At 68.1% G+C, this 20234-nt stretch carries 21 protein-coding genes; 10 read left to right on the top strand and 11 right to left on the bottom strand.

All coding sequences use genetic code 11. The features are described 5' to 3' along the window. The first annotated feature begins 71 nt into the window (after positions 1–71). Entirely contained in the window at positions 72–2756 is a 2685-nt protein-coding gene (gene pepN / locus CGK74_RS09960; protein WP_094268341.1) for an aminopeptidase N, read from the top strand. Between the two features lie 82 nt (positions 2757–2838). Here pepN and CGK74_RS09955 read toward each other — a convergent pair whose 3' ends face one another. From CGK74_RS09955 to CGK74_RS09910, 10 genes are all read right to left on the bottom strand, one after another. Then, positions 2839–3285: a CBS domain-containing protein gene (locus CGK74_RS09955; protein WP_094268340.1), complete on the bottom strand. Its 447-nt coding sequence runs from the start codon at positions 3283–3285 to the stop codon at positions 2839–2841. A gap of 130 nt (positions 3286–3415) precedes the next feature. Then, a complete protein-coding gene (panC, locus tag CGK74_RS09950) occupies positions 3416–4243 on the bottom strand; it encodes a pantoate--beta-alanine ligase (RefSeq protein ID WP_094268339.1) in 828 nt (275 codons plus the stop codon). Between the two features lie 41 nt (positions 4244–4284). Beyond that, positions 4285–5100 carry a 3-methyl-2-oxobutanoate hydroxymethyltransferase gene (gene panB, locus CGK74_RS09945; protein WP_094268338.1) on the bottom strand — a complete coding sequence of 272 codons (816 nt, stop codon included), beginning with the start codon at positions 5098–5100 and terminating at the stop codon, positions 4285–4287. Positions 5101–5181: 81 nt separating this feature from the next. Then, on the bottom strand, positions 5182–5820 hold the full coding sequence (locus CGK74_RS09940) for a deoxynucleoside kinase (protein WP_094268337.1): 639 nt from the start codon (positions 5818–5820) through the stop codon (positions 5182–5184). 25 nt (positions 5821–5845) lie between these two features. Next, the gene (locus CGK74_RS09935; RefSeq protein WP_094268336.1) at positions 5846–6229 is read right to left on the bottom strand and encodes a DMT family protein; all 384 of its coding nucleotides are present in this window, start codon (positions 6227–6229) and stop codon (positions 5846–5848) included. 39 nt (positions 6230–6268) lie between these two features. Beyond that, complete coding sequence (folK, locus tag CGK74_RS09930; RefSeq protein ID WP_094268335.1) at positions 6269–6754, bottom strand: 2-amino-4-hydroxy-6-hydroxymethyldihydropteridine diphosphokinase; 486 nt, start codon at positions 6752–6754, stop codon at positions 6269–6271. A gap of 14 nt (positions 6755–6768) precedes the next feature. Further along, positions 6769–8145: a polynucleotide adenylyltransferase PcnB gene (gene pcnB, locus CGK74_RS09925; protein WP_094268334.1), complete on the bottom strand. Its 1377-nt coding sequence runs from the start codon at positions 8143–8145 to the stop codon at positions 6769–6771. A gap of 70 nt (positions 8146–8215) precedes the next feature. Beyond that, the gene (locus CGK74_RS09920) at positions 8216–8878 is read right to left on the bottom strand and encodes a histidinol-phosphatase (protein WP_094268333.1); all 663 of its coding nucleotides are present in this window, start codon (positions 8876–8878) and stop codon (positions 8216–8218) included. A gap of 24 nt (positions 8879–8902) precedes the next feature. Then, on the bottom strand, positions 8903–9595 hold the full coding sequence (gene hda / locus CGK74_RS09915) for a DnaA regulatory inactivator Hda (RefSeq protein ID WP_094268332.1): 693 nt from the start codon (positions 9593–9595) through the stop codon (positions 8903–8905). After that, a complete protein-coding gene (locus CGK74_RS09910; RefSeq protein ID WP_094268331.1) occupies positions 9592–10698 on the bottom strand; it encodes an AI-2E family transporter in 1107 nt (368 codons plus the stop codon). The genes hda and CGK74_RS09910 overlap by 4 nt, the downstream gene beginning before the upstream one ends. 175 nt (positions 10699–10873) lie before the next feature. Here CGK74_RS09910 and purM point away from each other — a divergent pair, with 175 nt between their 5' ends. The 4 genes from purM (at position 10874) to CGK74_RS09890 (ending at position 14933) form a co-directional block, all read left to right on the top strand. Then, the gene (gene purM, locus CGK74_RS09905; RefSeq protein ID WP_094268330.1) at positions 10874–11932 is read left to right on the top strand and encodes a phosphoribosylformylglycinamidine cyclo-ligase; all 1059 of its coding nucleotides are present in this window, start codon (positions 10874–10876) and stop codon (positions 11930–11932) included. A gap of 95 nt (positions 11933–12027) precedes the next feature. Then, positions 12028–12396 (top strand): DUF2784 domain-containing protein, encoded by a 369-nt coding sequence (locus CGK74_RS09900; protein WP_094268329.1) that lies wholly within the window; start codon positions 12028–12030, stop codon positions 12394–12396. A gap of 122 nt (positions 12397–12518) precedes the next feature. After that, positions 12519–14414 carry an ATP-binding protein gene (locus CGK74_RS09895; protein WP_094268328.1) on the top strand — a complete coding sequence of 632 codons (1896 nt, stop codon included), beginning with the start codon at positions 12519–12521 and terminating at the stop codon, positions 14412–14414. A gap of 60 nt (positions 14415–14474) precedes the next feature. Then, the gene (locus tag CGK74_RS09890) at positions 14475–14933 is read left to right on the top strand and encodes a hypothetical protein (protein WP_240498683.1); all 459 of its coding nucleotides are present in this window, start codon (positions 14475–14477) and stop codon (positions 14931–14933) included. Between the two features lie 12 nt (positions 14934–14945). Here CGK74_RS09890 and CGK74_RS09885 read toward each other — a convergent pair whose 3' ends face one another. After that, positions 14946–15725 carry a Mut7-C RNAse domain-containing protein gene (locus CGK74_RS09885; RefSeq protein ID WP_094268327.1) on the bottom strand — a complete coding sequence of 260 codons (780 nt, stop codon included), beginning with the start codon at positions 15723–15725 and terminating at the stop codon, positions 14946–14948. Between the two features lie 119 nt (positions 15726–15844). Between CGK74_RS09885 and CGK74_RS09880 the strand changes: the two genes are divergently transcribed. The 5 genes from CGK74_RS09880 to CGK74_RS09860 all read left to right on the top strand — a co-directional run bounded on the left by CGK74_RS09880 (position 15845) and on the right by CGK74_RS09860 (position 20227). After that, positions 15845–16831 (top strand): DUF2157 domain-containing protein, encoded by a 987-nt coding sequence (locus CGK74_RS09880; RefSeq protein ID WP_094268326.1) that lies wholly within the window; start codon positions 15845–15847, stop codon positions 16829–16831. Next, positions 16828–17892: a DUF4401 domain-containing protein gene (locus tag CGK74_RS09875; RefSeq protein WP_094268325.1), complete on the top strand. Its 1065-nt coding sequence runs from the start codon at positions 16828–16830 to the stop codon at positions 17890–17892. Before CGK74_RS09880 ends, CGK74_RS09875 begins: the two co-directional genes overlap by 4 nt. Continuing rightward, the gene (locus CGK74_RS09870; protein ID WP_094268324.1) at positions 17889–18398 is read left to right on the top strand and encodes a GDYXXLXY domain-containing protein; all 510 of its coding nucleotides are present in this window, start codon (positions 17889–17891) and stop codon (positions 18396–18398) included. The genes CGK74_RS09875 and CGK74_RS09870 overlap by 4 nt, the downstream gene beginning before the upstream one ends. A 60-nt stretch (positions 18399–18458) precedes the next feature. After that, entirely contained in the window at positions 18459–18944 is a 486-nt protein-coding gene (locus tag CGK74_RS09865; RefSeq protein WP_094268323.1) for a DUF1810 domain-containing protein, read from the top strand. A gap of 173 nt (positions 18945–19117) precedes the next feature. Then, entirely contained in the window at positions 19118–20227 is a 1110-nt protein-coding gene (locus CGK74_RS09860) for an efflux RND transporter periplasmic adaptor subunit (protein WP_094268322.1), read from the top strand. The last annotated feature ends 7 nt before the right edge of the window (positions 20228–20234 follow it).

Raw genomic sequence — 20234 nt, 5'->3', positions numbered from 1 at the left:
ACGCTGTGCGCCGTCGGGCGCGCGGCGTACACTCACGTCTTTCCGCGCCCGAGCGCGGACCCGGAGAAACAATGAGAACAGAACACGCCCCAAGCATCCAGCGCGCTGACTACCGGCCCCTGGCCTGGACGGTCGAGACCGTCGACCTGCACTTCTGCCTCGAACCCGAGGCCACCGTCGTCACCAACCGCATGCTCTGCGTGCGCAACCGCGAAGCCGAGGCCGGCCAGATCCGCCTGTGGGGCGAGGATCTCGAACGGCTGTCGCTGACCGTTGACGGGCAGGCGCCACAGGCCGTGCGCGAACAGGGCGCGCTGCTCGAGATCGATGCCGACGGTGAGCGCGTCGTCGTCGAGGTCCAGACCCGCATCAATCCGAAGGCCAACACCACGCTGTCGGGGCTCTACCTGTCGAACGGCGGTTTCTTCACCCAGTGCGAGGCCGAGGGCTTCCGCCGCATCACCTGCTTCCCCGATCGTCCGGACGTGATGGCGCGCTTCACCGTCACGCTTGAGGCAGACCGTGCGGCCTGCCCGGTCCTGCTGTCCAACGGCAACCTCGTCGAGCAGGGCGAGCTGCCCGGCGGCCGCCACTACGCGAAGTGGGAAGACCCGTTCCCGAAACCGTCCTACCTGTTCGCCCTGGTCGCTGCCGACCTCGTCGCGCTCGAGCGAAAGGTCGAGACCATGTCCGGCCGTGAGGTTCTGCTGCAGGTGTGGGTGGAAGCGGGCAACCTCGACCGCGTCGAGCATGCGATGGACTCGCTCGTCCATTCGATGCGGTGGGACGAGGAAACCTTCGGCCTGGAGCTCGACCTCGACCGCTTCATGATCGTCGCCGTGGCCGACTTCAACATGGGCGCGATGGAGAACAAGGGGCTGAACATCTTCAACACCAAGTTCATCCTCGCCAAGCCCGACACCGCCACCGACATCGATTACGAGAACGTCGAGAGCGTAGTGGCGCACGAGTACTTCCATAACTGGACCGGCAACCGCGTCACCTGCCGCGACTGGTTCCAGCTGACGCTGAAGGAAGGACTCACCGTCTTCCGCGACCAGCAGTTCTCGGCCGACATGCTGGGGAGGATGGCAAATGAGGCCGCCGGTCCCGAGGGCGCCGCTTCCGCGCGCGCGGTCAAGCGCATCGACGACGTGCGTGTGCTGCGCGCCGCGCAGTTTCCGGAGGACGCCGGGCCGATGGCGCATCCGATTCGCCCGGACAGTTACCAGGAGATCAACAACTTCTACACCGCCACGGTGTATGAGAAAGGCGCGGAAGTCATCCGCATGCTGCACACCCTGCTGGGTCCCGAGGGTTTCCGCAACGGCATGGATCTCTACTTCAGCTACTTCGACGGCCAGGCCGTGACCTGCGACGATTTCGTCGAGGTGATGTCCGAGGCCAACAACGGCTTCGATCTCGACCAGTTCATGCGCTGGTACAGCCAGGCCGGCACGCCGCGGGTGAAGGCCAGCGGGCAGTGGAATGCCGCCGACGGCAGCTACACGCTGACGCTGGCCCAGAGCACGCCGGCCACGCCGGGCCAGCACGCCAAGCTGCCGCTGGTGATCCCGGTGGCGGCCGGCCTCATCGGACCGGACGGGCGCGACTACCCGCTGCGGCTCGAGGGCGAGTCCCAGCCGGGCGCCACGACGCGGGTGCTCAAGCTCACCGAGGAGGCGCAGAGCTTCCGCTTCGTCGGCCTGGCGGCCGAGCCCGTGCCCTCGCTGCTGCGCGGCTTCTCGGCGCCGGTGATTCTCGAACTGGACGAGGACGATGCGCGTCTCGCCTTCCGCATGGCGCACGATGCCGACCCCTGCAACCGCTGGGACGCCGCGCAGCGCTACGCCGAGCGCGTTGCGCTTGCGATGGCGGCCGACCCGTCGGCCGGCGTGCCTGCCGCGTTCCTCGAGGCCTTCCGCGCGCTGCTTGGCAACGCCGCGCTGGACCCGGCCTTCCGCGCGCAGGCGCTGGCGCTGCCCGGCGAGGCCTATCTGCTCGAGCGCATGACGCCGGCCGATCCGCTGGCGCTGCGGGCGGCGCTCGTGCGCCTGATGCGCACGCTGGGGGCGTCGTTCGCGGCCGAATGGCTCGCGACCTGCGAGGCGATGCAGGTGCCTGGCCCGTATCGTTACCATCCTGCCGACGCCGGCCGCCGCGCGCTCGCGAACCTGGCGCTGCGCTACCTGGCGGCGGCGGGGAACGCCCAAGGGCTGGCGCTCGCGCAGGCCCGCTTCGATGCCGCGACCAACATGACCGAGCGTTTCGGTGCGCTCGCGGCGCTGGTGCAGAGCACGCACCCTGCGCGCGAGGCGGCACTGGCCGCCTTCCATGCGCGCTACCGCGACGATGCGCTGGTGCTCGACAAGTGGTTTGCGCTGCAGGCCGGTGCCTGGCGCTGGGATGCCGCCGCCGTGCCCACGCTGGAACGGGTGAAGGCGTTGATGGCTGACCCGGCGTTCAGTCTGTCGAACCCCAACAAGGTCTATGCGCTGCTGGGGACGTACTTCCGCGCCAACGCGGGCGAGTTCCATGCCGCCGACGGCAGCGGGCATGCCTTCTGGGCTGACCAGGTGATCGCCCTCAATGCGAGGAACCCGCAGGTTGCGGCGCGCATGGCGCGCGCGCTGGAGAACTGGCGCCATTTCGTGCCGGCGCTGCAGTCGAGCATTCGTGCGCAGCTCGAGCGCGTGCTGGCCAGCCCGAACCTGTCGCCCGACGTGGCCGAGATCGTCGGCAAGGCGCTGGACTGAGCGCGTATCGCAAACGAGAGCGCTACAAAGCAAGACGCCGGGCTGTGACCCGGCGTCTTGCTTTCAGTGGTGGGAGGGCACCTTACTCGGCCGCCAGGTCTCCGGCGATGTAGCTTTCGAGCTGCTTGATGGTGGCCTGCTGCTGGCTGACGATGGATTTCACCATGTCGCCGATCGTCACGATGCCCGTGATCCTGCCGTGCTCGACGACCGGCACGTGGCGGAAGCGGTTCTCGGTCATGATGTGCATGACCTCATCCACGGTATGGGCGGGCGTGACGGTGCAGGGATTGGGCGTCATCAGGTCGCCGACGCGCACGTCGCGCGACAGCAGGCCCTTCAGCACGACCTTTCGCGCGTAGTCGCGCTCGGTGAAGATGCCCAGCAGGCGGTCGCCGTCGGTGACGAGCACGCAGCCAATGTCGAACTGGGCCATCAGCGACAGTGCGTCGAACACCGAGTCGGTCGGACGCACGGCATGAAACGCGCTGCCTTTCTGGTCGAGGATCTGCTTAACGCTCGTCGTCATCGTTCTTCTCCCTCCTTTGGTTGTGCGCGACAGGGCGGCCGGCCGGAATGCGGCTGGCCGCCGGGTCTGCATAGAGTGGAACGAAGCGCAGCGGAGTGCAAGCAGGGACGAACCCTGATGGCGCTGCGGCTCAGATTTCGAGGTTGTCGATCAGCCGGGTGCGGCCAAGGCGCGCGGCGGCGAGCACGACGAGCGGGTCGTCCATATGCACCGGCGGCTGCAGGTCGGCGCGACGGCGTACCGCGATGTAGTCGGGCGCCCAGCCGGCCGCGACCAGTTCGTCCATGGCGTCGGTCTCGAGCTTGAGCAGGTCGTGGTCGCCGGCCCGCACCGCATCACGGATGCGGCACAGCAGGCGATAGAGCAGCGGCGCCCGTGCGCGCTCGTCGGCGCTCAGGTAGCCGTTGCGCGAAGACAGCGCCAGGCCGTCGTCGGCGCGTACCGTCTCACCGGGCAGCACTTCAACCGGCAGCGCCATCTCGCGCACCATGTTCGACAGCACCATCAGCTGCTGGTAGTCCTTCTTGCCGAACAGCGCGATGTCGGGCTGCACGATGTTCAGCAGCTTCAGCACCACGGTGGCGACGCCGCGGAAGTGGCCGGGACGGAACTCGCCCTCGAGGATGGAGACCTGGGCCGGCGCAGGATCGACGTGATAGCGCTGCGGCTGAGGGTACATCTCCGCCTCGTCCGGCGCGAACAGGTGGGCAACACCGGCGGCCTGGAGCTTCTCGCAGTCGGCCGCGAACGTGCGCGGGTAGCGGTCGAAGTCCTCGCCGGCGCCGAACTGCAGCCGATTGACGAAGATGCTGGCGATCACGCAGTCGGCCTTCTCGCCGGCCTGGCGCATCAACGTGATGTGGCCCTCGTGCAGGTTACCCATGGTGGGGACGAGGGCGACCTTGCCGGCGCGGGCGCGGGCGGCGCGCAGGCTTTCGATGGTGTGATGGATCTGCATGCGGAAACCGTGGTTCGGGTCGTGACCGTCGCGCGCGATGGTCAGTAACAGTGTTCGGGGGCGGGGAAGCTGCCGTCGCGCACGGCGGCGGCGTAGCGCGCGACGGCATCTTCGATGCTGCTCGCGCCATCCATAAAATTACGCACGAAGCGCGCGGTCTTGCCGGGGAAGATGCCGAGCATGTCGTGCAGCACCAGCACCTGGCCGTCGCAGCCGGCGCCGGCACCGATGCCGATGGTGGCCATCGTGCTGAGGCTCGCGGTGATTTCGCTGGCGAGGGCGGCGGGCACCATCTCCATGACCATCAGCGCGGCACCGGCCTGTTCCAGCGCCAGGGCGTCGGCCTTCAGGCGGGCCGCGCCTTCGTCGCTGCGGCCTTGCACACGGTAGCCGCCGAGCTGATGCACCGACTGCGGCGTCAGGCCGATGTGGGCGCACACCGGCACGCCACGCTCGACGAGGAAGCGAACGGTCTCGGCCATGAACTCGCCGCCTTCAATCTTGACCATCTGCGCGCCGGCGGCCATCAGGCGCGCGGCGTTGCGCATGGCCTGCTCCGGGCTCTCGTGGTAGGAGCCGAAGGGCATGTCGGTGAGCACCAGCGGACGCGCGCCGGCGCGCGCCACGCATTCGGTGTGGTAGGCCATGTGCTCCAGCGTGACCGGCAGCGTAGATTTCTGCCCCTGCAGCACGTTGCCGAGCGAATCGCCGATCAGCACGACGTCGACCCCCGCGCGGCCGAGCAGGGCGGCGAAACTGGCATCGTAGCCGGTGAGCATCACGATCTTGCGGCCTTCGGCGCGCATCTTGCCCAACTCGAACAGCGTGACGGGCTTCTGATCCTGGAGGTAACTCATAGATCGCTCCTGATGGGAGGCCGGAGTTTTCACCAATTTGGTGCAACGCACAAGCCGGTTGCGCCCGAATTTGGCAAGGGTTTACCCGGCGTAGCCGAAGAACTCGCGGTAGCTGCGCATGTCGCGCAGGCGGGTGAGCAGCATCTCGAAGTCGTCGTCGTTGTCGACGGGATTGAGCTGGCCGGCATCGACGATGAAGAGCGGCGCCGCGTCGTACTGGTAGAAGTAGCGCGTGTAGCGGTCGGCGACCTGCTGCAGATAGGCTTCAGTGATGCGGCGCTCGGCATCGAGGCCGCGCTTGCGGATGCGCTCCATCAGCGTGTCGGGACGCGCCTGCAGGTAGATGACGAGGTCCGGCTTGGGGCCCTCGGCGGGACGCACGCTGTCGTATATGCGCTGGTACAGCGCCAGTTCGTCCTCGCTGAGGTTCTGCGCGGCGAACAGGCGGTCCTTGTCGAGTATGAAGTCGGACACGACACGCCGTTCCTCGTCGATCGGTCCCAGGGCGGCGAGCTGGTCGATGCGCTGGAACAGGAAGGACAGCTGCGTCGCCATCGCCCAGCGTTCGGGGTGCTGGTAGAAACGCGACAGGAAGGGGTTGAACTCAGCCTGCTCGAACAGGGTTTCGGCCTGCAGTCGCTCTGCCAGTCGCTTGGCCAGCGAGGTCTTGCCGGCGCCGATCGGGCCTTCGACGACGATGTAGTGTGCTTTGTCGAGCATGTGCGTGGCCGATCCTCGATCCGTCCTAGCTGCGGAAGATGAAATAGACCGCGCCAAGCATACACAAGGCGGCCCAGAGATAGTCAAGCTTGATCGGCTGCTTCATGTACAGCACGACGAAGGGGATGAACACCAGCAGGGTGATCACTTCCTGCATGATCTTGAGCTGCGCCAGGCTCAGCGTGGTGGCGCCGATGCGGTTTGCGGGCACCTGCAGCAGGTATTCGAACAGGGCGATGCCCCAGCTCACCAGCGCCGCCACGTACCAGGCCTTGCTCTGCATGTTCTTCAGGTGGCCATACCACGCGAAGGTCATGAACACGTTGGAGGCGGTGAGCAGCAGCGCCGTCTGCAGCCAGACGGGGCTGGCGGTGACGGCCGTGGTGGCGGACTGGAGCCAGGCGGGCATGGTGATGAACGCAGGAGGGGAAGAAGGCGGGCGACGGATTCAGGCGCGCGCGATGGCCTGGTCGGCAACGCCGGGCAGCAGGTCCGCGGCCCGTCCACGGCCGGGGATGATCACCTCGGGCGCGATCTCGGCCAGCGGTACAAGCGTGAAGGCGCGCAGGTGCATGCGTGGATGCGGCACCTGCAGGCCGTGCTCGTCGATGACAGCATCGCCATACAGCAGCAGGTCGAGGTCCATCGTGCGCGGCGCCATGTGGAAGTCGCGCGTGCGGCCGCCCTCGTGCTCGATCGCCAGCAGCGCCTCGAGCAGGTGGCGGGCGGGCAGGGCCGTGGATAGCTCGATCACGGCGTTGATGTAGTCGGGCTGGCCTTCGACGCCGACCGGCGCGGTGCGGTACAGGGACGACCGGGCAAGGACCCGGGAGTCCGGGAGGTCGCCAAGTCGCTGCAGGGCGAGGGCAAATGCCGCGGCCGGATCACCGAGGTTGGCGCCGAAGGCGATGAAGGCGCATACGCGGGGCGTCATGTGCTGCAGCCGGCTCAGGCGCCTTCGCCGCCCGTTGCGGTTTCGCCAGCCGGCGCGGCGCTTGCGGCACCCGCCGGCTTGCGACGCTTGCGGCGGCGCTTCTTCGCCGCCGGGGCAGCGTCGGCCGGCGCCTGGCGGATGAGTGCCTCGCGCTCGTCGTGGCCGGCATGGGCGAAGCGGTCCCACCAGTCGACAATTTCCATCGGGATCTCGCCCGCCTGCGCGCGCAGGCGCAGGAAGTCCCAGCCGGCGCGGTAGCGCGGCTGTTCGATGAGGCGGTAGGGCGTCTTGCCCGCGCGCTTGTCGAAGCGCGGCTGCAGCGCCCAGATGTCCTTGATATCGCCGACGATACGGCGGGTGATGGCGAGCTTGCCGGCCTGGGCGTCGAGTACCTCGTCCATGGCTTCGAACAGGGCGGGCTGGGCGTGTTCGCCGGCCGCCTTGCGGCGCTCCCAGGCGGTCAGCACCTCGTGCCACAGCAGGGTGGCGAACAGAAAGCCGGGCGACACGGACTTGTCCTGGCGCACACGCTCGTCGGTGTTCTCCAGCGACAGCCAGACGAAGCGTTCGCCCATCGGCTGCTCGAGGATCACGTCGAGCAGCGGCAGCAGGCCGTGGTGAAGCCCTTCCTCGCGCAACTGCTTGAGGCACTTCACCGCATAGCCCGAGAACAGCAGCTTGAGCATCTCGTCGAACAGCCGCGCCGCGGGCACGTTTTCCAGCAGCACGCCCATCTCGCGAATCGGATTGCGCGCCGCGGGGTCGATCGTCAGCCCGAGCTTGGCCCCAAGGCGCACCGCGCGCAGCATGCGCACCGGGTCCTCGCGGTAGCGGGTGCGCGGGTCGCCGATCATGCGCAGCGTCTTCTGCTGGATATCCGCCACGCCGTGGTGGTAATCGACGATGGTCTCGGTCGAGGGGTCGTAGTACAGCGCGTTGACCGTGAAGTCGCGCCGAGTCGCGTCCTCTTCCTGATTGCCGTAGACGTTGTCACGCAGCACACGGCCGTGCTCGTCGGTCTCGGCCGACTCGGCGTCCTGGCTGGCACGGAAGGTGGAGACCTCGATCGTCTCCGGGCCGCTCATCACATGCACGATCTTGAAGCGGCGGCCGATGATGCGCGAGCGGCGGAAGGCGGCACGAACCTCTTCGGGCGTGGCGCTGGTGGCTACGTCGTAGTCCTTGGGCGGGTGGCCGATCAGCAGGTCGCGAACTGCGCCACCCACCACGAAGGCCTTGTAGCCCTTCTCCTGCAGTACCGAGCAGACCTTGCGCGCTGCAGGAGAGAGTTGTTCACGCCGGATGCCGTGGCGCTCGACGGGGATCAGGGCAGGTTCGTGGCGTTCGTTTTGCGGGCGCTTGAAAACCTTGCGCAGCAGCTTGCGGATCATCGGAAAAGGTGTCGTTCTTGCATAAGCGGGCAATGATAACCGATCGGCCATGACGGACGCCGGCCCGGATTCAGCGCAGCGAGATCACCGGCCAGGCATGCTGGCGAGCGTGTTCGCGCAGCGTGTCATCGGGGTCGACGGCGACCGGGTCGGTGACGCGGCCCATCAGCGGCAGGTCGTTGTGCGAGTCGCTGTAGAACCAGCTGCGTTCGAAGCTGCCCATGTGCAGGCCGAGCGACTCGAGCCAGGCGTCGACGCGCTCGATCTTGCCGGCCTTGAAGGCAGGCATGCCGCGCGGCTTGCCGGTGAAGGCGCCGCCTTCCTGGGCCGGGATGGTAGCGACCAGGTGGGGGATGCCGAATTCGCGCACGATGGGACCGGTCACGAAGGCGTTGGTCGCGGTCACTACGGCCACCATCGCGTCGTCGTCCAGGTGCTGGCGGACCAGCGCACGGGCCTTGTCGCTGATCATCGGACGCACCGACAGATCCATGAACTCGCGGTGCCAGGCGTCGAGCTGGGCGCGCGGGTGACGCGCCAGCGGCGCGAGCTGGAAGTCGAGGAAGGCGAAGATGTCGAGCGTGCCGGCCTTGTACTGCTCGTAGAACTCGATGTTCTTCGCTTCCTGCACCTCGCGGTCGAGCACGCCCTTGCCGATCAGGAACTGCGCCCAGGCGAAGTCCGAGTCGCCGGTGAGCAGGGTGTTGTCGAGGTCGAAGAGGACGAGGTTCACGTTGGAGCTCCGGTGTTCATAGTTTCAGATTTCTAGGCCCTGCTGAATCATCTCGCGCAGCAGGGGCAGGGTGATCGGGCGCTTGCGTTCGAGCGAGGCGGCGTCGAGCGCATCCAGCACCGCCAGCAGGCTGGACAACTCGCGCCGGCCGTGGCGCAACAGGAAATCGACGACCTCGTCGGCCAGGCGCAGGCCGCGGCGCTCGGCCAGCGTGGCGAGGATGGTGGCGCGCGAGTCGTCGTCGAGCGGCTGAACTTCGTAGATCAGGCACTGGCCGATGCGGGTGCGCAGGTCCTCGCGCAGACGCAGTCCCAACGGTGCGGCCGGTCCGGTGAGCAGCAGCGACTGGCCATTGCCGCGGCTCCGGTTGAAGGCGTTGAACAGGCCGATCTGGGCGTCGGCCGAAAGCTGGTCGACGTCGTCGATGGCCACCAGCGCATCGGCCGTCTCGGGCAGGCCGTCATCGATGTCTTCGGCTGCGAGCAGATGCGTGGGGCGGCCGTGTTCGCGCGCCATCGCCACCGTGGCGCGCAGCAGGTGGCTGCGACCGCTTCCCGGCGCGCCCCATACGTAGAGGTGGCGCGCCGGCAGCTGGCCCGCGGTGGTCAGCGAGGCCTGCAGCGACAGCATCGCCACCAGTTCTGCGTTGGCGCCGGCGACGAAGTTCTCGAGCGTGGGCGGGGCGTCGGGACGGATGTCGAGGACCAGCTGCTTCATCGTTCGTCCTGGTCCGGCACGATGGGCGCCGGCGCCTGCTTGCCCAGATAGACCGGGCTTGCGAACCAGGCGTCACGCACCTCGCGCAGGCCGACCAGCAGCGCCGCGCTGGCCGGCAGGGCGACCAGCACGCCGACGAAGCCGAACAGCTGGCCGAAGGCCATCAGCGCGAAGATGACGGTCAGCGGATGCAGACCGATGCGCTCGCCCACCAGGTAGGGCGTCAGCGCGAAGCTCTCGACCAGCTGGCCCAGGCCATACACCGCCGCCACGCCGATCAGCAGCGGCCAGCCTTCGGCCTGCAGCAGCGCGGCCAGCACGGCCAGGATCATCCCGCCACCGAAGCCGACGTAGGGGATGAACACCAGCAGGCCGGTCAGGACGCCCACCGGCAACCAGAAATTGAGCCCGGCGAACCAAAGCCCGACACTGTAGAACACCGCCAGCAGCAGCATCACCGACAGTTGTCCGCGCAGGAACTCGGACATCACCGAATCGATGTCGTTGATGATGCGCATCGTGCGTTCGAGCCAGGGGCGCGGCACGATGCGCTGCAGCTCGGCGAGGATGCGAGGCCACTCCTGCAGGAGGTAGAACATGACCAGCGGAATCAGGAACAGGTTGGCGACGAAGGCCAGCAGGGCCATGCCGCCGGTCTTGAGGTGGCCGAGAACGATCGGGACCAGATCCTGAGCGCTGGTCCAGTTGTCGGCGATCAGCTGGCGGAATTGCGCGGCGTCCAGCTGCAGCTCGATGCCCAGTCGTGCCTGCAGCAGGGGGGCGACCTGGGCGTTGAACATCTCGACCAGGTCGGGCAGGCGGCGCACCAGCAGCACGCCCTCGCGATAGACCATCGGGACGAGGATCAGGGCCAGTGCCACCAGCAGCAGGCCGAGGCAGAAGATCACCACCAGTACCGCCAGGGCGCGCGGTACACGGCGCGCCACCATCCAGTTGACCGCGGGGTCGCAGATGTAGGCGAACACCGCGCCGATCACGAAGGGCGCCAGGATGGGGCCCAGCAGCCAGAACAGCCCGATCAGCGCGATGCCTGCCGCGGTCCAGGCAAAGGTTTGCAGACGATGGGCGCGGGGAGGGTTCATTTCAAGTAAAATCGCGGACTTGGCGCGGGGGCATGCCACCCGCGAAACCCGTAAATGTAGCCACTTGGCGTTACGGTCTCAAGCCGAGTCTGCCGCCACGCGGCATCCGGCCAACTTGCAGGCCTGCTTTCTTACAGCCTTCTTCCTGTCTTACTCCGAGCCCAGAGGAACGATCTTGAGCGCACCCACCTCCTCCAACCAAGCCTCCCTTTCCTACCGCGACGCCGGTGTGGACATCGAAGCCGGCGACGCGCTGGTCGACCGCATCAAGCCCTTCGCCAAGCGCACCATGCGCCCCGAGGTGCTGGGCGGCATCGGTGGCTTCGGCGCGCTGTTCGAGCTGTCGAAGAAGTTCAAGGAGCCGGTGCTGGTGTCGGGCACCGATGGCGTAGGCACCAAGCTCAAGCTTGCCTTCCAGCTGAACAAGCATGACACCGTCGGCCAGGATCTGGTGGCGATGAGCGTCAACGACATCCTGGTGCAGGGTGCAGAGCCGCTGTTCTTCCTCGATTACTTCGCCTGCGGCAAGCTCGACGTCGACACCGCCGCCGACGTGGTCAAGGGCATCGCCCAGGGTTGCGAGCTGGCTGGCTGTGCGCTGATTGGCGGCGAGACTGCCGAGATGCCGGGCATGTACCCGGCCGGCGAGTACGACCTCGCCGGCTTTGCCGTCGGCGCGGTGGAGAAGGCCGACATCATCGATGGCAGCAAGATCGTTCCGGGCGACGTCGTGCTGGGCCTGGCCTCGAGCGGCGCGCACTCCAACGGCTACTCGCTGATCCGCAAGATCATCGAGGTCGCCAAGCCCGACCTCGACGCCGATTTCCACGGTCGCAAGCTGCGCGACGTGGTGATGGAGCCGACCCGCATCTACGTCAAGCCGCTGCTGGCGCTGATGCAGGCGCAGCCGGGAGTGGTGAAGGGCATGGCCCACATCACCGGCGGCGGCATCACCGAGAACGTGCCGCGCATCCTGCGCGACGAACTCACCGCCCGCATCGACGCCACGAGCTGGACGCTGCCGCCGCTGTTCCAGTGGCTGCAGAAGGAAGGTAACGTCGACGTGCAGGAGATGTACCGCGTGTTCAACTGCGGCATCGGCATGGCGGTGGTGGTGGCAGCGGCTGACGCCGACGCGGCCGAGGCTGCACTGAAGGCGGCCGGCGAGACCGTCCATCGCATCGGTCGCATCGATGCGCGGAAGGACGGCGAGGCGCAGACCATCGTTGGCTGAGGCCGGCGGTTCGCCGAGGCAGCGCGTCGCCGTGCGGCCGACCTTGTCCCGAAACCCGGCCGTGCGCCGGGTTTTGCGTTAACGGAACCCGCATCATGCTCTACCGCCTCGCTGCCGATGCCGTCCTGCTGCTGCACCTGGGCTTCATCGTCTTCGTCCTGCTCGGCGGCCTGCTCGCGCTGCGTTGGCGCCGGGCGCCGTTGCTGCATCTGCCTGCGGTGGTGTGGGGTGTGTACATCGAGCTCAGCGGCGGCCTCTGTCCCCTTACCCCGCTGGAGAACCGCCTGCGGGTGCTGGCCGGGCAGGCGGGCTTCGAAGGCGGCTTCATCGAACATTACCTGCTGCCCCTGATCTATCCGGCCGACCTCACGCGTGACACGCAGTTCGTGCTGGCCGGCGTGGTGGTGATCGTGAATCTGCTGGCCTACGGTTTCGTCCTCCGGCGCAGGTGCAGGCGGCGCTGAGGGCACAGCCGTACGCAGCCCCCGCCGCGCGTGAGGAGGGATAAACTGGCTCCGAGGCGCAGGGCGAATGACGATGGCCCCGCCGTTCGCACGCCGCGCCCGACTGCGGCAGGGGGGCTACGATGGCTGTCAATGCAATTCCCGTCGATCAGCGGGTCATCGACATCGATTCCCGGCGCTTTGCTTCCATCGAGAAGGCGCTGGTCGAACTGATCACCAACAGCGACGACAGCTACGCCCGGCTCGAAGGCGCCGGCGTGCCGGTGTCGGGGAAGATCCTGATCCATTACGAGCGCCACCGGCGCGGCGCACTGGTCATGGTGGGCGACGAGGCCGAAGGCATGCGTTTCGCCCAGGCCTGCGCCATCCTCAGCTACGGTGGCGCGCACAGTCCGCTGGCGCGGGGGCTGGGCGGCGGGCGCGGCTTCTTCGGCCGTGGCCTCAAGCAGGCCGTCTTCGGGCTGGGCTCGGGCTGGATCGAAACGATCCGCGACGGACGCCTGTCGCGCATCGAGCTCTTCCGCGGAGAGCAGGGCGAGTACCTGTACGACGACGGTGGTCAGGACCGGTTCGCCACCGAGCGCGACCGTGCGCGCCTGGCCATCGCCGACCATGGCACGCGCGTTGCCATCGTCATCGACGGCGCCCAGGTCAGCATTTCGCAGTTCGGCGCGCTGGTGCATGCGCTGGCGAACAACATCTATCTGCGCGACATCCTGCGGCGACGGCAGGTCGAGCTCCTGCATCTGCAGGACAGCGTCGAGATCGAGCGCAGCGGCCCGTTGCGCTTCGAGGAGCCGCCGGCGATCGTGCTGCTCGGGCCGGAGCTGGAAGGGCAGTTCCAGCACGAGCGGCAGACGTATTCGTTTGCGCTGACCCTGAAGCGCGCGCTGGATGCAGACCTGATTCCGCGTGGCGACGAGCGCACCAACGGCCTGCTGGTGCTGGCTGGCACCGCGGTGCTGGACTGCCAGTTGTTCGACTACGAGAACCAGGTGGGTACGGAGTACCTGTTCGGTACCGTCCGCTGTCCCGCGCTGGCTGACATGCTGGGGCAGGGTGTCGCCGTCATCAGCGACGAGCGCGCGGGACTGAACCTCAAGGCGCCTTTCGTGGCGGCCTTCGCCCGGGCGGTCAGCCGGATGATCGCGCCCTGCGTGCTGGCCGAGCAGGAGAAGCTCAGCCACATCGAACGGGCGACGACTTCCGGGCGCACCGCCCACATGATCGATCACCTGCTGCAGCGCATGAACCGCGCCGCGATCCACGATTTCGGCATCGTGCCGTCTCCGCCAGCTGCAGGCGGCGCGCACGTGCCGGCGCCGGAGGACGGGCACGCGCCGCTGCGCTTCAGTACCCCTTTCTACTACCGCCGGCCCGATCATGCTTTCCATGTCCGTCTGTTGCTCGACCCGGCGCAGTTCGGAGGGGATGCCAGGCTCGAGCTGGAACTCACCACCAGCTCGGGCTTGAAGCTCGATCCGGTACGAAGCGATATTCCGCTCGCCGATCTGCGCGAGGCGCACGTCGTGGAATGGACCGCGATCGGGGCTGCGCCCGGCGACCGCGGCGAGCTCCTCGCCCGCGTCGGCAGCTACCTGGCGTGGTGCGAGATCGTCATTGCCGAGCATGCGTCGACTCACAGCCATCATCCGCGGCCGCACGTGGGCCACGCCCGCCCGCCGCGCGACCATGGCGAGGCCCTGTTCGCCGGCTACGCCTTCCGCTACCTCGGGAAGGACGCCGACCGCGCGGTTTACAGCCCCGAGGAGCGCATCATCCTGATCAACACCGCCGCGCCCACCGTGCAGCTTTACGTCGACGGCCGCGGCAGCTTCCGCGATTCGGCCCGCCTGCTGCTGGCCGAGCTGTTCATGGATGTCATCTCGGATGAACTGGCGCGGCGCAGGCTGGCGAAGGCGGGGCAGGCGGCCGACGTCCAAGCCTTTCACGCTGCCAAGCGCGAGATCATCCGGCGTTATGGCAGCGATATTCACCTGTCGCTCATGGGGGGCTGAGTGTACGGCCTCCATCAGGCCCGCAGACGCGGCGCGCTGTGGTTAAGTGCGGCGCTTGTCGTGATCCTGGCCGCCATCGTGGCCTGGATGGTGATGCCGCTTTCCCCGGGCATCGTGGTGCTGCAGTTCGCGTGGTCGCCCCGTGCTTTCGGCGAGATCGTGCATGTGTGGCCGCCGGAGGATCTGGCGCGCTATCGCGCGCATCTGCCGGTCGATTTTGCGTTGCTGTTCGCCTACGGCGCCTTCGGCTACCTGCTTGCGACGCGCACCGGACTGTTCACGCCTTTGCCGCCCCGGTTGCGCCGTCTGGCGCCGTCAGTGCTGGCGCTGGCGGCCTTGTTCGATGCGGCGGAGAACGTGCTGCATGCGTGGCTTACCGAGATGCCCCGCTTCGACGTGCCGCAGGTGTATCTCGCCAGCACCGCATGTTCGGGGCTGAAATGGACTCTGCTCCTGGCGTTCGGCGTGCTGGTCGTATGGGCACTCGCAGTCGCCGACGATCAGGGCGAGGTTGAATAGCCCTGAGCATCGTCATGCATCGTTACCGAGGAGGCGGTCGACGATCTGGCGCATGCGTCGCCAGTGCGAGCCTTCCCAGAACACGCGGCGGCAGCGGTCGCAGGTCGAGAAGCGGCTCTGCCTGTCGCTCACGCCGGGCGGTACCCGTTCTGCGACCAGGGCCTTGTCGATCGGGCGGAGTGGCGCATTGCATTCCAGGCACAGCGAGAAGGGCCGTGCGCTGCGGGCGAGGTCCAGGCGGGTGAAGATCTCCGCGGCCTGCTGCTCGGGCTTCAGCGCATGGACGAAGCAGCCGTGCGTGAGCGTTCGGCGCTTGAGCAGCTCGCGGTCACGGGTGAGTGCGATACGACCCTCGCGTTCCGCGATGGCGACGATTTCGGGGTCGTCGTAGCCGTTGTCATAGAGGGTGTCGAAACCGGTGAGGCGCAGCAGATGGGCGAGGCCGCCGAGGTGGGCGTCGGCGATGAAGCGCGTCTGTCGCAGCGGCTGCGGCCGCACGCGCAGCAGGGGGGTGATGTCGAAGGTTTCGAAGCGGGGATAGATCGAGATGCGGTCGCCGTCGCGCAACAGGTGGTCGAAGCCGACGGACTCGCCATTGACCAGGATCAGCTCGACTTCGGTATGCGGCACCCCGAGCGCCTCGATCATGTGCTTGACGGTGGCGGCGCGGGCGCAGCGGGCCTCGAACTCGCGACGGCGATGCTGGGGCGCGAGGAAGTCGTTGAGCTCCTCGTAGAAGCGGAATGCGGCGGTGACCGGAGGTGTGGTGGCCGCGGGCGGCGTGTTCGGCATCGACCTGATCGGCCTGGCGGATGGCAACGAACAAAGCATAGCGCTTGCCGGGGCCTCCGTGGCGCCGGGCGGCCTTCTTGCTGCTACGCTACGCAATCTTCATTTTCGGGGTCCCATTCATGCGCTGGACATTCGCACAACGTGCGCAGATCCTCGGCCTCGCAGAGGCCGCTGCGCTGACCCCCGCGCAGTTCGGGCAGGCCGTCGCGCAGGCGCCGATGCAGCCCGAGCCGCGGGAGTGGCTGCGGACCTTCGACCGCCTGCTCGCCTTCGGCGGCGCGTTGCTGCTGGGTGCCGCGCTGGTGTTCTTCTTCGCCTACAACTGGGATGCCCTGCACCGCTTCGCCAAGTTCGGCCTCGCGGCGACCGCGCTGGTGGCTTGCGGACTGGTCGCACTGTGGGCCAGGCCGCGCGATGTCGCATTCCGCGCCGCGCTGCTCGGCGCCTGCATCGCGACCGGGGCGCTGCTGGCCCTCATCGGTCAGGCTTACCAGACCGGCGCGGACGTCTGGGAGCTGTTCGCGGCGTGGGCGGTCCTGATGCTGCCCTTCGCGCTCCTGTCGCGCTCGTCGGCCTGCTGGGCGCTGTGGCTGGTCGTCGTCAACGCGGCCATGCTGCGTGCGCTGCCGCAATCGGCCGTCTGGGGCTACATCGACAGCCTGTTCCATCTGCGTTCGCTGCTGGCGATTGCGGGGCTGAACCTGCTCGTGCTGCTGATGTTCGAGGCCTTCGGACGCGTGCTTGTTGGGGAGCCGCGGCGCTGGATACCACGCTTGGCCGCGATCGGGGTCGTGGCACCGCTGTGCGTGGCCGCGGTCGCCGGCTGGTTCGAGACGGCCTTCCGACCGGGCCTGGTAGTGTTCGCCGCGGCAGCGCTCGTGGGGGCGATCGTGTATCGGGCGTTGCGGCAGGACATCGCGATCCTCGCGCTGCTGAGCTACGCCACGATCGCGGTGCTGACGGCTGGACTGGCTGAGTTGCTCGACGGACGCAGTTTTCTGGCGCTGAACGGGCTGGGGCTCTTCGTCATCTTCACGTCCGCGGCGGCAGGATTGTGGCTGATGCGCCTTCATCGCGAGGGCCGGGGCGAGGAGGCCACGTCATGAGGGCGACCGAGGCGGAGCTTGTGGACGTGCTGCGCGAACGCGGCATCGTCGATGCGGCGGGCCACGCGGCATTGCTGGCCAGACGGCCCGGGCCGTGGTGGCTGATGCTGCTGCAGGGACTGGCGGCGTGGTTCGCTTCGTTGCTGATCATGTCGGCCGTCTCGCTGCCGCTGGCCGGATTCGGCACCACGGCGCTGGTGCGCGGCGTGGCGGGAGCCTTGCTGTGCGCGACGGCCATCTGGCTGTTCCGCCGCGACGGCCTGTTCACCAACCAGATGGCGCTGGCGTTCTCCCTTGCGGGGCAGGGCCTGCTGGTGTGGGCCCTGGGGGATCGCTGGGACCTGGTGTTCGATAACCAGCGACAGCTGGCGGGCTTCGGGGTGCTGGTGACGGGGGCGATGCTGTTGCCGCGTGCGAGTCGCTTGCACCGGGTGGTGTGCGGCCTGATCCTGATCTTTGACGTCGGCGTGCTGGTCGGTACCGGTCCGGGCGTCGAGGCTCTGGGCGTGGCACTGGCAGCGGGCGTGGCGTGGTCGTGCGTGACGCGCCCGCGCTGGACGGCGCATCCGCGCGGCGGACTGCTTGGCGCGCTGATGCTGGCGGCGGGCGTGGCTGCGCTGGCCCTGCCGGCCATTCTGAGGCTGGCGCGGGGCGATGCGTGGGCGGCTGCCTTTGTCGGCCATGCCGGCTTTGCCGGCGGCATGGGCTGGCTGGCGACGGGGTCTGCGCTGGTGCTGTTTGCCCTGGGCGCATATCTGTTGCGGGGCGTGTCGCAACGCTTGCGCCTGACGGTCGCGGTGGTGGCGCTGCTGTGGGTGCTGGCGTTCCAGGCCGCGCCGGGGCTGATCGTGGCTGCGATCGTGTTCCTTGCTGCATTCCAGGCCAGCCAGCGCACGCTCGCCGCGTTCGCGCTGCTGGCGGCCGTGCTCTACGTTGGCGAGTTCTACTATCTGATGGACGTCAGCCTGCTGCACAAGTCGGGCCTGCTGGCGCTGGGGGGCGTGGCCCTGCTGGCCGTGCGCAGCGGGTTGCGGCGCTTGAATCCGGGAGACGTGTCATGAAGCCTGCAGGCCACGTTCCTGCCGCCATCCTCGCGGCGCTTGCCCTGGTGCTGGGTGCGGCGTCGAAGGCCATCCACGACAGGGAGCAGACCCTGGCGCAGGGTCGCGTCGTGCTGGTGCAACTGGCTCCGGTGGATCCGCGCTCGCTGATGCAGGGCGACTACATGGCGCTGCGCTTCGCCATCGATAACGAGCTGGCGGCGCCGGACCCTGCGCGACGCGCGACACCTGCTCGCTATGCGGTGCTCACGCTGGACGTGCAGGATCGCGCGCGCCTGGCGGGCATGTCCGACAAGCGGCCCGCCGGCGAGGCCGTGGCGATGCGCATCCGGCAGCGGGACGGGCGCCCGACGATCGGCCCGAATGCCTTCTTCTTCCAGGAGGGCACGGCCGACCGCTACGAGGCGGCCCGCTGGGGCGAGTTCCGCGTCGCGCCCGATGGCAGCGCACTGCTGACGCATCTGCGCGATGCCGACTTGAACCGGCTGGGCGAGCAGCTGCGCTGAGGGCACTGGAACTGACATCGCTCGCACCGAAGCCGGTGCGAGTCTGCGTGGAGAACGGCGATGACGACGGACGGGCGTGCGGCAGGCGATGCCGATCCTTTCGATCTCGAGCGCTTCGTGACGGCGCAGGCGGCCGTGTTCGACGAGGCCCTCGCCGAGTTGCGTGCGGGGTCCAAGCGTTCGCACTGGATGTGGTTCGTTTTCCCGCAACTGGCCGGGCTCGGCAACAGCCCCACGGCGTGGTTCTACGGCATCCGTAGTTGCGCGGAGGCCCGAGCCTACCTCGCACATCCGACTCTGGGTGCCCGCCTGCGTGAGTGCGCGCAGCGCTTGCTCGACCTGCACGGGCGTTCGGCGGCGGAGATCTTCGGCTACCCCGACGTGCTCAAGCTGCGCTCTTGCATGAGCTTGTTCGACGCGGTTGCGGATGGCGACTCGTGCTTCAGTGCAGTGCTGGACAAGTATTACGGCGGCGAACGGGACGTACGCACCCTGCAGCTGCTGGAGTACGACTCGCCTGAGAGGACCGCCGAATCCCGTGACTAGGGGCGCTGGGCGCCGTCATGGCCGATCTGCGAATGCCCGGAGACCTCTGGACAGTTCGATTTTCGCCGGTCCATGAACTCGCGGCCCGCGTGCGCTGTCAGCCTTCAGCGCCGTCTCGCCACCCTGTGTGACAATCGCGGGGTTTCCCCTTTTCGTAGCCCAAGCGGATCGCCATGTCCTCTCGTCGTCCCCTCGTCATCGCCCTGTGCGTCATCGGTCTTGCCGGCCTGGTGGCTTACGCCTGGTACGCCAACCAGCCAGGTAGCCGCAGCGCGGTGCCACAGCAGGCAGGGGGCGGCGCGGGCCAGAATGCGCCGGTCCCGGTGGAGGTGGCGCTGGTGGCGGCGCGCGCGATGGCCGACGATGTGACGGCGGTGGGCTCGTTGGTGTCTAACGAATCGGTGGTGCTGCGACCGGAGGTGGCAGGGCGGATCTCGCGCATCGCCTTTCGCGATGGCGAGGCGGTGAAACGCGGCGAGGTGCTGGTCGAACTGGACGCCGCCGTGCAGCGCGCTGAGCTGCAACAGGCGCGCGCCAAGCTGACGCTGGCAGAGGCCAATTTCGGCCGCACCGAAGACCTGTTCGCGCGCAAGTTCGTCAGCCAGAGCAGCCGTGACAACGCCCGCGCCGAGCTGGAGCTGGCGCGGGCAGGCGTGGCGCTGGCGCAGGCCCGGCTCGAGCGCACGCAGATCCGCGCGCCCTTTGCCGGCGTGGTCGGCATCCGCAGCGTGAGTCCCGGCGATTTCGTGAAGGACGGCGACGCGCTGATCAACCTGGAGGACATCGCCACGCTGAAGGTGGATTTTCGCCTGCCAGAGCTGTACCTGGACCGCGTGAAGCCGGGTCAGTCGCTCGAACTGGCCAGCGACGTGCTGCCGGGCGAGACCTTTGCCGCGCGCGTGGATGCGATCGACCCGCTGGTCGATGCGCAGGGGCGCGCCGTACGCCTGCGCGCAAGTCTGCCCAATCCGGATGGGCGGCTGCGGCCGGGCGTGTTCGCCCGTGTGCGCCTCATCCTGGCCGAGCGGCCCGACGTGCTGGTGGTGCCCGAGGCGGCGCTGGTGCCGGCGCCGGGCAACGTGCAGTTCGTCTACCGTGTGGCGGATGACAAGGCACAACGAGTGAATGTGACGACAGGCGTGCGGCGCGAGGCGGTGGTCGAGATCGTCAGCGGGCTTGCCTCGGGCGAGCAGGTGGTGACCGCCGGGCAGCTCAAGCTGCGCGACGGTGCGCCCGTGAAGGTGCTGCAGGCGCCGCAGAACACCGCGGCTGCCGCGCGCTGAGCGCCGG

This window comes from Thauera propionica (genome assembly GCF_002245655.1).
Taxonomy (GTDB): domain Bacteria; phylum Pseudomonadota; class Gammaproteobacteria; order Burkholderiales; family Rhodocyclaceae; genus Thauera; species Thauera propionica.
Note: the sequence above shows the minus strand (reverse complement) of the source record. Positions and strands in the feature narration are given on the sequence as shown.

Excerpts from the sequence above, each read along its gene's own strand:
- pepN (WP_094268341.1), top strand. The coding sequence starts at position 72 with ATGAGAACAGAACACGCCCCAAGCATCCAGCGCGCTGACTACCGGCCC.
- CGK74_RS09955 (WP_094268340.1), bottom strand. The coding sequence starts at position 3,285 with ATGACGACGAGCGTTAAGCAGATCCTCGACCAGAAAGGCAGCGCGTTT.
- panC (WP_094268339.1), bottom strand. The coding sequence starts at position 4,243 with ATGCAGATCCATCACACCATCGAAAGCCTGCGCGCCGCCCGCGCCCGC.
- panB (WP_094268338.1), bottom strand. The coding sequence starts at position 5,100 with ATGAGTTACCTCCAGGATCAGAAGCCCGTCACGCTGTTCGAGTTGGGC.
- CGK74_RS09940 (WP_094268337.1), bottom strand. The coding sequence starts at position 5,820 with ATGCTCGACAAAGCACACTACATCGTCGTCGAAGGCCCGATCGGCGCC.
- CGK74_RS09935 (WP_094268336.1), bottom strand. The coding sequence starts at position 6,229 with ATGCCCGCCTGGCTCCAGTCCGCCACCACGGCCGTCACCGCCAGCCCC.
- folK (WP_094268335.1), bottom strand. The coding sequence starts at position 6,754 with ATGACGCCCCGCGTATGCGCCTTCATCGCCTTCGGCGCCAACCTCGGT.
- pcnB (WP_094268334.1), bottom strand. The coding sequence starts at position 8,145 with ATGATCCGCAAGCTGCTGCGCAAGGTTTTCAAGCGCCCGCAAAACGAA.
- hda (WP_094268332.1), bottom strand. The coding sequence starts at position 9,595 with ATGAAGCAGCTGGTCCTCGACATCCGTCCCGACGCCCCGCCCACGCTC.
- CGK74_RS09910 (WP_094268331.1), bottom strand. The coding sequence starts at position 10,698 with ATGAACCCTCCCCGCGCCCATCGTCTGCAAACCTTTGCCTGGACCGCG.
- CGK74_RS09900 (WP_094268329.1), top strand. The coding sequence starts at position 12,028 with ATGCTCTACCGCCTCGCTGCCGATGCCGTCCTGCTGCTGCACCTGGGC.
- CGK74_RS09895 (WP_094268328.1), top strand. The coding sequence starts at position 12,519 with ATGGCTGTCAATGCAATTCCCGTCGATCAGCGGGTCATCGACATCGAT.
- CGK74_RS09885 (WP_094268327.1), bottom strand. The coding sequence starts at position 15,725 with ATGCCGAACACGCCGCCCGCGGCCACCACACCTCCGGTCACCGCCGCA.
- CGK74_RS09880 (WP_094268326.1), top strand. The coding sequence starts at position 15,845 with ATGCGCTGGACATTCGCACAACGTGCGCAGATCCTCGGCCTCGCAGAG.
- CGK74_RS09875 (WP_094268325.1), top strand. The coding sequence starts at position 16,828 with ATGAGGGCGACCGAGGCGGAGCTTGTGGACGTGCTGCGCGAACGCGGC.
- CGK74_RS09870 (WP_094268324.1), top strand. The coding sequence starts at position 17,889 with ATGAAGCCTGCAGGCCACGTTCCTGCCGCCATCCTCGCGGCGCTTGCC.
- CGK74_RS09865 (WP_094268323.1), top strand. The coding sequence starts at position 18,459 with ATGACGACGGACGGGCGTGCGGCAGGCGATGCCGATCCTTTCGATCTC.
- CGK74_RS09860 (WP_094268322.1), top strand. The coding sequence starts at position 19,118 with ATGTCCTCTCGTCGTCCCCTCGTCATCGCCCTGTGCGTCATCGGTCTT.